We start from the raw sequence: 12,054 nt of genomic DNA on the forward strand, positions 1-12,054 counted from the left end.
GTTATATGTATTATGTGCTAATTTTGTGAGTATATTTTATACTAAATAAATTATTTTCCTATAAAATTATGGTTTATACACCAAAAGGTAAGCTTGAAGATATAGTTAAGCAAGGTGTAGTAATAGAAATTTTAGATGCAGAAGAAGCAATTAAATTATACGAAGTTATTGGAAATCATAAAGAAGCATTAATTAAGATAATTTTGACAATTTATTTGGAGTACTTCAAATTGCCTTAGTAAAGAATACTATTCTTGCTCTAAATAAAATTTATGAAAGACCTAAGAGATATCCATTGAGAAGTATTCCTGCTGCTATTAAAATCTTAAAAGATAATTTCAATGAATTAAAAATAAGAAATAGAGAACAGTTAGAAGAAAAACTAATTAATTGGGTGGTTGATAGAAAATGTTTGATATCTTTATCTGACGCAGAAATTACAAATATTGTTGCTGAAGCACTTAGCGCAAAACTACCATCAGAAGATGAAATAAAAAATATCAAAGATGTAAGAGATAAACGATTTGCTCATCATGAGTTGATCGATGAAACAAAAATATCATCAATAATGTGGCCACACCTAGAGGATTTATTGGCACGTGCAAAGAAGATAGTTGGAGTTATCGGTAATCATTACCTCGGTGATTTTTATGAAATCAATGGGGAGTATGTTTTATCTTACAATGCATCAGAAACAAGTCGTTCGCTAGTGAGGCTTTTAAAGAAAGCTGGTATTATGTCTATTCAAGTCTACGGAATTCCCAATTGCAGCACTTGCAAAAAAGCTTTGACTTGGCTACAACACAACAACATTGACCATGAGTTTATCAACACCAAAGATACTCCGCCAACCCGTGAGATGATTCAAAACTGGGTAAAGTCTTTGGGTTTTGCTCCCATGCGAAATACCTCTGGTCAATCCTACCGCGCTTTAGGAGAGCAAAAGAAGATTTGGAATGATGAACAGTGGATTGACGCATTCACTCACGACGCAATGCTTCTCAAACGTCCACTTATCGTCAAAGATGGAACAGCGGTGCTAGTCGGTTTTAAAAATGAGGCAGTAGTTCAAGAAAAATTAGGACTTTAGTCAGAGAACAATGCTCTAACAGTGAGTTCGGGGTTAAATTATCAATTATATTGCTGCACCAAGTTAAAGAGCAGAAGGCAGAATTGAAAAGGGGAGCATCCCACTTTTTTGAATGTCATTGCGAACGCAACGAAGTGGAGTGAAGCAATCGCAAAATCTCGCACTAAGAACAAAAACCATGCGATTGCTTCGTCGTTCCTCCTCGCAATGACGGTTATTCTTTAGTTGCTAAATAACAACTGGGATGCACCCATTGAAAAGGGTTTTAACCTAGTTCATTTTCTTGATATAATTCAGTGTTTCCTTTTTTCAGTCATTTACTTATCTCAAACAAGTCTACCTAAATTCAGATTTACGCATCAAGATTCTCTGGGAAAATTGAGTAGAGGCACGGCATGCCGTGCCCCTACACCTTGCAATATATTTGTACCGCATCTGAATGGGAACCATTATATTAACAAACTTTGGGGGTTTAAGTCCCCAGCAAGACAGGCAGCCCGTTTTGTGTCGGGGTCTAAATCCCCGTCACAAAACGTAATTGCGTTAGCGTAGCGGTAGCGAGTCCGCGAGCGTCATTGCGAATTGCGAATTGCGAATTATTTTAACGCTGCCAATCATACATGAATCGTCCCATGACGATCGCGCACAAGTTCCCATTCTCCATGACGATATCGTTGCCCGTGATAATTTATAGAGCGATAGCGTCGTCTATAGTAATGTCGTCTATTGCGCTGGCGTTGATAATAATATCTTCCAGTCCGTTGCCGTCTATGATAACGTCTTCGAGTCCGTCGGTGAGCTAACAAAAGCTCTTCACTTTGCTCTTTGACTAATTTCGTCTCTCCGTCAATACTCTGTTCATTGAAAACATGATTTAGAGTATTATCCTTAGCTTCAGCCAAAGCAGGCGGATAGATGAAGGCTAATAACAGCAACACAATTGAGGATAGCTTTTGGAAACGATTCACGTCTTTGCTTTTCCTAGACTATTGTTAATGTTTTTATTTAATACTTAAATTGAGTAATTATATAGTTCATAATTCACAAAGGTGATTAAGGAAAAAGTAATAAAAGAACTTATATTAAATGTGAAAAAGTTCAAAGTTGGCAACTTTAGGAAGAGCAGTAATTGTTGAAGAAGAATTCAGAAGTCAGAATTCAGGAGTCAGAATCAAGACGCTCCTGCGTCGCTAACGCTGCGCTATCAGTCAGGGATTCAGACCCGCGACTGATTGAAGACCACCAAACTTTCAATGGGAGCATCCAGTTTTGGCAGAAATACTCAAATAGCCAGTAAACCATTGAGATAAGCACAACGAACTGAGAGGATTTGATTAACACTATCAACATTCCATTGTGCGCCAGAAATTTTCATCCTAGCTCCAATCTGTTTAATAGCAGACTCGACTGCACCAGAACCAATAGAACAAAGTTGTTCAGCCTGGTAATAGCTGTAGTTGACAATGCGAGAAGCGATGTTTTTCAAGATAAGCGATGAAGTTCTTAACTTGTTTGCCTCGACGATTATGAAATAAAGCTTTAGTTTCTTCGACTTGACCTTGCCACAAAAGAGTTTCAGCAACTTTAAGCCGCTTTAAAGAACCGCCAATTTTGTAGAGATTTTCTTTGAGGTGATACCAATCCAATATTTCCCAACGCTGAAAATGCTCTGTTTTACCAAACTCTTTGACTAAATTCCACACGCCATCATGACCATCCCCCAAGCATACTAATGGGTTAACCAGACGCTGGCTATTGACATAATCAACTAATGATTGGTTGTCATCAAAAAACGCACTATAGTAAATTCCTTGTAGTCTTACGGTTTTATAGTCTCGCCAGTGACACCCGGCTTTCGGTTTACCCCGGAGTCGGACTTTTCCCCCATCTACACTGACTTCTGAAACTGCTTGTTTTGCAAGTGGTAATTCAAAATCTTGTGACAGTACTAATTTTTGTTGCGTTGAGTGACCCACTTTCACTCCTGTCAATGCCTCAACTTCAATTTCTGCTTTTTGGTATGATTCGTTAGCTGACAGCCTCAAACAACACTTTTGAAGTAATGGGCTTAACCGACTTCTGGGCTTCAAACCCAGTTTCTGTAACTGTTTGGCTTTAAGAGTCAGTTCCCCCACCAAGCTTTTAATTTTCCTGGTTTTACCTACTTTTGTTCCAGTTTTTTGTTCGATAAAAAAAGGGCTATTTCTGGGCTAACTAGTTCTAATATTTGACTGCGAACTGTTTTTTCTATGCCTTCCAGGTCTGTTAGCTTACTTTTGTCTGCTTCTTCATACAACAATGTTGCCACTTCTTGTAAGCACGCTTTGAGCCGTTCTTGTTTATCCTGGTTCATGATTCCTGGTTCACGCTTCTTTCTGTCTGTTATTTTCTCCTAAAATCTGTATATCTTCCAAAAGTGGATGCTCCCCTTTCAATTTGGTGGGGGTGCAAAAACGCCGATTATTCAGACGCTCGTTCGCCTTTGGCGTCTCCCCTTGGGAGAAGACTCGCTACCGCTACGCTATCCACCAGTCGTACAGAATTTATTCTGAATTCTGACTCCTGACTCCTGAATTCTGTTCGATAAAAAACACTTATTTCTATCAAATGAAGGCGTTTGAGAAACAAAATCCAACATTATTAAGGCTTTGTTTACCTACTTATTGTTATTGGCAATTAGTAATAGGAGCAGCCAACACCTTGCGGTAAACAATCTTGTCATCGCCTGCTTTGTAGTAGTCGCGGATTCTCGCTTCCTCGTCGTAACCGCACTTGCGGTAAAACGCTCGTGTACCCTCAAAGCTCGTAAGTCCCGACGTTTCCACCAACAGCACACGCTCACCACGCGCCGTCAATGCTTGCTCAACGTAGCGCAGCAATGCTGTACCACGTCCTTGTCCCTGGCGGTCGGGTCGGATGGCAATTAAGTATAGATACCAAGTTCCATCGGTCATTGGAGCTGGTGCATAGTACGCGACTCCTACCGTCCCGTCATCGTCATCGGTAATCCAGAAGTGATCTCGCCCGATGTTACCGCCAAAATAATCTGACAGAACTTCGCCCAGTTCTTCAAGCTCTTTGGGCGCAAACAAACCGGTCGCGTCGGCTAAAGCTATCAGCGCGTCTGTGTCATCGGGCGTTATCGGTCGAATCATTGTAAACTCCAGCAGTAGTGATTCTGGCACGAGGCAACCTAATGATTATCGTACAGCGTTGACACTTGATAATCTCTGCGATCGCTTTTAGCATTGCGCGATCGCATATATTCCAATACGCTTGATTTATCGTGTCTCTCTACAATCAGGGTTATGGATGGGGTAGTACTGGGGATTGCCTTGCGGTTAGTTTTAAATTTTGTAATGCCAACTTAAAGATTATTCGTTTTTTGCGTAAAGTACCAAACTTGAGGTGAATAGTATTATATAACTGTATTTACTATGAATAAACTGGAGACTGCATTAAAAGTCTCCTATATAATTTACTCCTATCAAAACTGCTCTGACTTTCGTCTAGAGCAGTTTTATATTGTACGTTAGAAGCCAGATGTTGAACTGCGCCCAATGGTCAGGGACTAAGCAGTTTTACTACTTTCATCTGAGGCTTGGTCTGCAACATTTTTCAAGCGGCTTGACCTGATTTTGCGGATGCGATCGCTACTACGAACACCACCCGCCATCTCATATTCGCGGCTGTCTTTGCCGTATTTGATCGCAACTACCATCAGCATTTTCTCAGAAAGCTGACTTAAGTGTTTTTCCATCTCTTCAATTTCAGTTCTAGAAGAGTCAACCACAGAGAGAGCAGTATTATAAACATCAATTTTACTACGTAACTGTTCGATTGACTCAATTAGTTTTTCCAGACTATAGTTTTCATCAAATTTGATATTTGGAACAATAGATTTTAGCCCCGGCGGATCTTTAACTGAGCTTTTTCTAAAATACGGGATGTGCGTTTTTTACGAGACATAAAATTACTCCTTTAGGATGCTACTGAAGCTAGCTTGCCTCAATTAAACTGCACTTCGGTTCAGCAAAACTCGCAATTTTTTGTAATAAATTTTTTCGAGCTATAGCAAGTAAATTCTCGGAATTTTAATTACTAAATGTTGGTATTTCTAGAGATAATTGTCTAAACTTTATCAAAACTTTTAAGAGAAACTGCTCCTTTAAGTTGTGAGACTGCTCCTGTAAGTTGTGAAACTGCTCCCATAAGTTGTGAAACCGCTCCCATAAGTTGTGAGACTGCTCCTGTAAGTTGTGAAACTGCTCCCGTAAAGTTGTGAAAGACCGCTCCCGTAAGTTGTGAAACCGCTCCCGTAAGTTGTGAAACCGCTCCCATAAGTTGTGAGACTGCTCCCGTAAGTTGCGAAGCTGCTCCCGTAAGTTGTGAGACTGCTTCAGTTTGTTGGGGAGTAAGTAAACAAAAGCAAGCTACGCAAAGCCTCTGTCTGCGATATGCTGCGCGTATCCCTCCGGAGAAGCAAGCTCGCAGGGAACGTAGAGAAGCGGCTTTTGCTTGTTGATGGAGAGCAAGTAAATACTGTGATTACCGTTTAGTTAACTATCTTAACTGTCTTAACTGTTTCAAAAATTTGCTTAACTGTCTTAACTATCCTTGCATCTTTTGATGGCGAGTGCTAGATAATACAAACGTGGTTTTCAACAAAACTGTAAATCTTGAGTTATACCAATTCTCTATGAAGCTGCATATTATTTTTGAACCTTCCCAACCTCCCCGCAAGTTCGGGAAAGTGTTTGCAGGCGGTGATGATTTTTTCTAAGCATCTTTTATAAAGAATTAGTTTATTTAATCAATACATATATCTAAAAGGGCAAAAAAATGGATCTTGATAATCTATCTCAAATTTCCAAACGAGATTTGGAAATCATTCAACTACATCAGTTTCAAACAACCCATTCTACTGTTTGCAATGTCACTGCAATTGCTTATGCCTTTACCGCATTGGGATATCTGACGACTGTTGATGAGATTTTCTATGCTACCCAACTGCCGATCGCATCGGTTTTAGATGATGGCATGACGTTAGCAGAAACTTACGATACCTGTCGAACTTACATTGAAAAAAAAGAAATACCTTTGTCTATTCGGGTAGAGCATTTTGATAAACCGAGTATGACGCTCGAAGCATTCACCCGTGAAGTTGAAACCGCAGTTTGTGACGAAACTGATGTCCACATTCTTAACTTCAATACCCGTATTGCTCATGAAAATCCAAGTTTAGAAGGTGGTCACTTCTCCTTATTGGCAGACTATGATCCGAAAACTCAAGAAATAACCATTGCAGATACAAATCCTAAACGGTATACCCGGTTTTGGAAATGTCCAATTCAACGTATATATGCCGCTTGCGTAGATAAAGATTCCTCATCAAATCGCTCTCGTGGCATGATCGTGCTTCGCAGACTGGAAAAAGCCAATCTAAAAGGTAACGGAGTGGTTCATCCATCAGAAATTGCCTTGAACGCTCTCCATTCTGAATAATTAGTTAGTATCACAGCAAACCATTTTTAAAATAACTTCTGAAAGATAACTAACAAATGTTGATGATGAATATAGCGGTTCTTGAATAGAAGCAATACAGTTTGACCTCTTTCCAAACCTCTCTCCTAAAAGGAGAGAGGCTTTGAATCTTACTCTCCTTCTCTTATAGGGAAAGGGCTGAGGTTAGGTCTGTATTGCACTCAACTCATAACCGCTATATGACTGCGTAGGCACTTTTGTAAGCGATGCCTACGGCGATAAACTATGCAGTTTATGAGAGATAGTTAATAGGGTGTTGTAGAAGTGCGATCGCAGATTAGGCAAATCCAATTTCTGCGCCGCACCCCACAAGCGTGAAATACAACAAATTTTGCAGTGCAAGCATCGAAAAGATGTTTATAGAAAAAGTTAGTTTAGATACAATATCGTTCAGTTAAACCAAAAAGCCTCATGTAGAGACGCGATTTATTGCATCTGATTAGACCAATTATTTACACCAATAATTCTTAATTGAATCATATTGAGTTTAAATATGCTCAACGGAAATGCGATCGCCTAGCATTTTTACGAAATTTCCCCTAAAAAGCTTGTATTCTCTCAAGTAAGCTTCCACACACAAATCCCAAACGGTTGGCTATGGAATTAAATCTGCGGTTCCCAGAGAATAACCAGGTCATTGTAAAATTTGACGAGCAAGAAACCGATAGGCTAGCCTTTGCCTCACCATTGAGTGCAGCAGACAGAGAAGAGATTTGCTGGTACTTAGAAACTTATGCGGCTCATTACACTATGGATGTAGATGATCAACGGGCAGAAAGGATGGCAGAAAAATTGCAGCAATGGGGCGAAGATTTATTTAATGCAGTTTTTCAAGATCGGGCTGCTCAACGGCTGTTTAATGATTTTCAAGAGCAAAATCAACCAGGACGCTTATTAACAATTAGCGCTAGTCATCCAGCAATTTTATCGCTGCCTTGGGAATTGTTACGCGACCCACAAGGGACTTATTTGTTTCTTGAAAATCCCCGCATTTCTATTCGTCGCCGCTTGGCAGGTGCAGGGGGTGGCCGCAGACCGTTTAAAGTGCAAGTCAAGGATCGTTTGCGGTTATTGTTTGTGGTCAGTCGCCCTAGTGATGCGGGATTTATTGACCCCCGTAGTGAAGCAATGGCTGTGTTGGACGCGATTCAAGAAGCAGCTAGTGGACGAGTTGAGGTAGAGTTTTTGCGTCCAGCAACCTTAGATAACTTAGTAGAACGGTTAGAAGACTCGCGCAAACCCCCTGTTGATATTGTGCATTTTGATGGTCATGGGGTATTTGATCTTGATGGGCGTTTCCAAGAACAAGCTAAACATAGCGACCCGGTGGGAGTAACTAAAGGCGGGAATGGGAACGGCGGCAATATAGGTTATTTGTTATTTGAGGATAAAGAAGGGAAAAAAGCCCTGATTACTGCCGAAACCTTGGGTGATATGCTAAATCGGCAAAAGGTAGGGTTAATTGTCCTGTCTGCCTGTCAGTCGGCGGCGATGGGTGGTGAAGATGGAGAGGATGCAATGGGTTGTGTTGCCGCTAGGTTAACCCATGCGGGCATTCCCACAGTTTTGGCAATGACTCATTCGATATTAGTGACAACCGCCCATCAACTGTTTGCTAAATTTTATCAGGGTTTGGTGTCTGGTGCAGGTATGGGTGAAGCATTAGATAATGCGCGGCGAGACTTGTATCTCAACCAGAAACGGGGAGAACGACAACGGGGTGAGGAACGGGTGCAGTTAAAATTGCAAGATTGGTTTTTACCTGCCTTGTATCAAGCGGCTGGCGATACGCCGTTATTACAACAAGACTTTACAGGCAGCAACCAAGAAAGCGGCGAGGAGTCAAAATGGGGAAACTTGCCGGATTTACAAGAAGCTGGATTTTTTGGTCGTAGCCGAGAATTGTGGCAGATAGAACGGTGGTTTGTGCAGGGAACGCGCCGCCTCACAGTGTCGGGTTTTGGTGGACAAGGGAAAACCTATCTTGTCCAGGAAGCAGGACGCTGGTTACACCGCACGGGGATGTTTGAGAAAGTCTGTTTTGTTGATTATGCTGCTTTTCAGGGTGTGGATGCTGTAGGCTGGGCAGTTAGCACCTTGGCGACAGTATTAGAGCAGAGTTTAATTGATGCAAAGGCGGCAACTCAGGCGTTGCGTAACCAAGCCACATTGCTAATTTTAGATAACTTAGAAACTTTGCCCCCAGAACCTTTACGGGAACTGTTAACCGTAGCAAAAGAGTGGTCTGAAACTGAAAAATGTCGGGTGCTACTCACCACTCGCACACCAGATTTTCACCATCCTGATTATCTTACAGAAGGCAGCCGCAAACATATCTCCTTACCTTTGCGAGGTTTGGGAGAAGAAGATGCACTCGCGTATTTCCAGAGTTTGATTAAACTGCCGCCAGCACCCACATTTGAACCACCTAAACGCGAAGTGTTGTTGAAATTATTTAAACTGGTAGATTTTCATCCCCTGTCGATTGGTTTGTTGGCGAGAGAGTTGAAAACCCGCCGTCCGGCAGAATTGGGACAACGCCTAGAAGCGTTGATTGCCCAAACACCAGATAATCCCCTATTGGCATCATTGAATTTATCTTTAGAACGGTTGGATGCTGAAGCAATGCAGTTGTTGCCTCGTTTAGGCGTGTTTCAGGGCGGGGCGTTAGAACTTAACTTGCTGAAAATCACAGAAATTTCTAAGTCACAGTGGCAAACTTTGCGCCCAGCATTAGAAGCCACTGGGTTAATTCAAGTTGATGAGCGTTTTGTCAAATTTCACCCCACCTTAGCCCCTGCCTTGTGGCCGCGTTTATCTCCAGAAGCACAGACAGAACTGCTTGCCCGTTATCAAGAGTGTTATTATCAACTTTCTCAGGTTTTGTATTTTGAAGATAGCAAAGACCCTCATTTTGCCCGTGTCATTGCCCAACGGGAATTACCAAATTTACTTTATGCAGTTGATGGCGCGTTGAATGCAGGTGCAGAATCGGCAGTAGACTTTGTTGAGCGGGTAAACTTGTTTCTCGGCTACTTTGGACTTAACCGCGATCGCACTAGACTAAATCAACGGATTGCTGAGTTGACTGGGGAAGTAGGTTCCGATACATGGTATCTCAGCCGTAAAAGTTCAGGTGAGCAATTATTCAATGCTAGTCGCTATCAAGAAGCAGCGCAGGTGTTTAGTGAGATACTGGCAGAGTTGGGTGAGCAACCAAGTTATAAGCGCTGTTTTACTTTGGATATGCTAGGGCGGTGCTTTCAAGAGCAAAGACAAACAGTACAAGCAGCACAAATCTACCGCCAGGGGTTGGCAGTGGCGCAGCAGTTGGAACAGTCTGATGGTGTAAAGCAACTGATGAGAACGTTGCAGACTGAATTGGCAGATGCGCTGAGGGATATGGGAGATTATGATGAGGCACGCATTGCTTATGAAGCAGGATTAGCTATTAACAAAGAAGTTGGAAACCCTAGTGGGGCTGCGGTATCAAATTTTCAACTCGGCACACTAGCCATGCGACAAGGAAGCCTCCCAGAAGCAGAACAGCGTTACCGAGAAGTACTAGCTACTTTCCAGCAACTCAACGAACCAGTAAAAGAAGCCGCAGCTTGGCATCAACTGGGTATAGTGTATGAAGAAGCCAAGCAGTGGAACGCTGCGGAAGATGCCTACCGAAAATCAGCACAAATTAACGAATCTCTAGGAAATCTGGCAGATGCAGCAACTAATTGGGGTCAATTAGGCAACCTCAATACATTTGTTGGCAAACTGGAAGAGGCAGAGGCTTGGTTTCGCAAGGCTTTAGAGCAATATCAAAAATTAAAAAATCAAACAAGTGCATCTCAAATATTAAGTAACCTCGCTTACATACTACAAAATCAACCCCACCGCCTCAGCGAAGCCCGACAATTGGCAGAAGAAGCATTAACTATCAGAAAAACCTTAGACCCGGCTGCGGCTGAGATTTGGAAAATTTATGACATCTTGGCAGATATTGCCGACAAGCAGGGCGACAGCACCGAAGCTAAAGAATATCGTCGCCAAGCAAGGCAAGCAAAAGCGGCGTTTGCGGGGACGCAGTATGAGTTGCGGAAATATGAGCCGTTGATTGCAGGGGCGGTAGATGCTGTGGATAATGCAGAAATCAGGGAACAGCTAGAAGTTGAGATGGAAAATTTTTCAGAAGTTTGGCAAAATCTCGTTGCTGCCATCCGTCGCATATTAGCCGGCGAGCGAGATGAGAATATGCTGTGCGAGCCGTTAGATTTGGAAGAGTCTATGATTATCTACGCTATCCTGCGGGGTATTGCTGACCCGCAATCCCTTGCAGCGTTATTGGCAGAGTGATAATACCAATTCAAAATTCAAAATTAAGAAAGTGATTCTCAGTTGGATGCAAGACAAAATTATATCGTCGCCTGTAGGGGCATCGGCACTGCCGTGCCCTTAAGAGTGCGTGGACTCAACCGATAACCGCTATAATTTTTGCGACACATCAATTATTCTAGAGGGCAAGAGGGCAAGGCATTGCCCATTGGTGTCAACTTAAGTAAAAACGCTTATCCCACAGGCGTTTTACCCCACCCCTTAATCCCCTCCCCGTGAACGGGGAGGGGAGGTTTTGTCGCTAGACAAAAGCGGGGTGGGGTTCCGATGACTTAATTGGTAATTGAGTAGGCTTGATATAACGTCATTGCCAGGGTTTCGCGTTAAGTTGACACCAATGGGCATTGCCTTGCCCCTACAATCATGTCGCATTCTTTTTTCAAATTAGTATAAGATGCGTTAGCCTACGGCATAACACACCCTACTGGACTCTTAAAACTTTTACTCTTTGCGCCTTTGCGTCTTTGCGTGATGCAAAATTCATTTATTCTCCACTTCCGAAGAATAATCTTCACAAAACGCTTTCAACCCAATATGAATAACAATCACCGTCACAGCGACAGCTAAAGGAGACAGCACATCTCCCGAAAAACCCATTGTTACCAACACTGCACCCAAGCGTTCTACAGCATCTTTATTATCCAAATCGCCCCATTTCTTCCACTGCTGATTCAGCATTCCCCCTTCTTGGCATAAATCACTTTTGGCGGCTCGTCCAAATCTCTGCAAAAAACTCTTAGACTTTTCTTGTGTAAGTTTTGTAATTGCTTCGGTTTGTTTTACCAGCATTTTTTCAGCCGACGTTTCATCCTCTCCTTGTTTTTGCCTTGAATCTGGGGCATCGCGCAGTTCCGTTAACTGGCGGTCAATTTCGGCAGAGAGGGCAGTAATTTCTTCGGGGCTAAAGATGCTGTTCATTACTGAATTGTTTAATAATGTTTGGCGATCGCTGGTTATTTTTACAATATCATTAGCGGCAATCTACTGATCAGTTAGCCCCTTCCGCCTTGCGGTACTAGAGCTAGGGATAT

General features: G+C 42.2%; 8 protein-coding genes and 3 pseudogenes. 5 read left to right on the top strand and 6 right to left on the bottom strand.

The genetic code is table 11. The features are described from left to right. Nucleotides 1–68: 68 nt before the first annotated feature. From ANSO36C_RS16015 to ANSO36C_RS16025, 3 genes and pseudogenes are all read left to right on the top strand, one after another. Nucleotides 69–239 carry a hypothetical protein gene (locus ANSO36C_RS16015; RefSeq protein ID WP_251955347.1) on the top strand — a complete coding sequence of 57 codons (171 nt, stop codon included), beginning with the start codon at nucleotides 69–71 and terminating at the stop codon, nucleotides 237–239. Between the two features lie 29 nt (nucleotides 240–268). Then, nucleotides 269–613, top strand: a pseudogene (locus ANSO36C_RS16020) (hypothetical protein); the annotation flags it as partial. A gap of 123 nt (nucleotides 614–736) precedes the next feature. Further along, on the top strand, nucleotides 737–1,090 hold the full coding sequence (locus ANSO36C_RS16025; protein ID WP_251960349.1) for a Spx/MgsR family RNA polymerase-binding regulatory protein: 354 nt from the start codon (nucleotides 737–739) through the stop codon (nucleotides 1,088–1,090). A 614-nt stretch (nucleotides 1,091–1,704) separates the two neighbouring features. On the opposite strand, the gene ANSO36C_RS16030 is transcribed toward ANSO36C_RS16025, so the two are convergent. From ANSO36C_RS16030 to ANSO36C_RS16050, 5 genes and pseudogenes are all read right to left on the bottom strand, one after another. Continuing rightward, entirely contained in the window at nucleotides 1,705–2,058 is a 354-nt protein-coding gene (locus ANSO36C_RS16030) for a hypothetical protein (protein ID WP_251955348.1), read from the bottom strand. 314 nt (nucleotides 2,059–2,372) lie between these two features. After that, nucleotides 2,373–3,443, bottom strand: a pseudogene (locus ANSO36C_RS16035) (ISKra4 family transposase). A 313-nt stretch (nucleotides 3,444–3,756) separates the two neighbouring features. Further along, nucleotides 3,757–4,245: a GNAT family N-acetyltransferase gene (locus ANSO36C_RS16040; RefSeq protein ID WP_251960350.1), complete on the bottom strand. Its 489-nt coding sequence runs from the start codon at nucleotides 4,243–4,245 to the stop codon at nucleotides 3,757–3,759. Between the two features lie 416 nt (nucleotides 4,246–4,661). Continuing rightward, nucleotides 4,662–5,059: pseudogene (locus ANSO36C_RS16045) on the bottom strand (hypothetical protein). 162 nt (nucleotides 5,060–5,221) lie between these two features. Next, on the bottom strand, nucleotides 5,222–5,431 hold the full coding sequence (locus ANSO36C_RS16050) for a hypothetical protein (RefSeq protein ID WP_251955349.1): 210 nt from the start codon (nucleotides 5,429–5,431) through the stop codon (nucleotides 5,222–5,224). A 501-nt stretch (nucleotides 5,432–5,932) separates the two neighbouring features. Here ANSO36C_RS16050 and ANSO36C_RS16055 point away from each other — a divergent pair. Together ANSO36C_RS16055 and ANSO36C_RS16060 are read left to right on the top strand one after the other, a co-directional pair. Continuing rightward, nucleotides 5,933–6,595 (top strand): phytochelatin synthase family protein, encoded by a 663-nt coding sequence (locus ANSO36C_RS16055; protein ID WP_251955350.1) that lies wholly within the window; start codon nucleotides 5,933–5,935, stop codon nucleotides 6,593–6,595. Between the two features lie 636 nt (nucleotides 6,596–7,231). Next, nucleotides 7,232–10,984 (top strand): CHAT domain-containing protein, encoded by a 3,753-nt coding sequence (locus tag ANSO36C_RS16060; protein WP_251955351.1) that lies wholly within the window; start codon nucleotides 7,232–7,234, stop codon nucleotides 10,982–10,984. Nucleotides 10,985–11,503: 519 nt separating this feature from the next. On the opposite strand, the gene ANSO36C_RS16065 is transcribed toward ANSO36C_RS16060, so the two are convergent. Beyond that, nucleotides 11,504–11,941, bottom strand: coding sequence for a hypothetical protein (locus ANSO36C_RS16065; RefSeq protein WP_251955352.1), 438 nt, complete (start codon nucleotides 11,939–11,941; stop codon nucleotides 11,504–11,506). Between the last annotated feature and the right edge of the window lie 113 nt (nucleotides 11,942–12,054).

Origin of the sequence: Nostoc cf. commune SO-36 (assembly GCF_023734775.1) — a bacterium.
Taxonomy (GTDB): domain Bacteria; phylum Cyanobacteriota; class Cyanobacteriia; order Cyanobacteriales; family Nostocaceae; genus Nostoc; species Nostoc commune_A.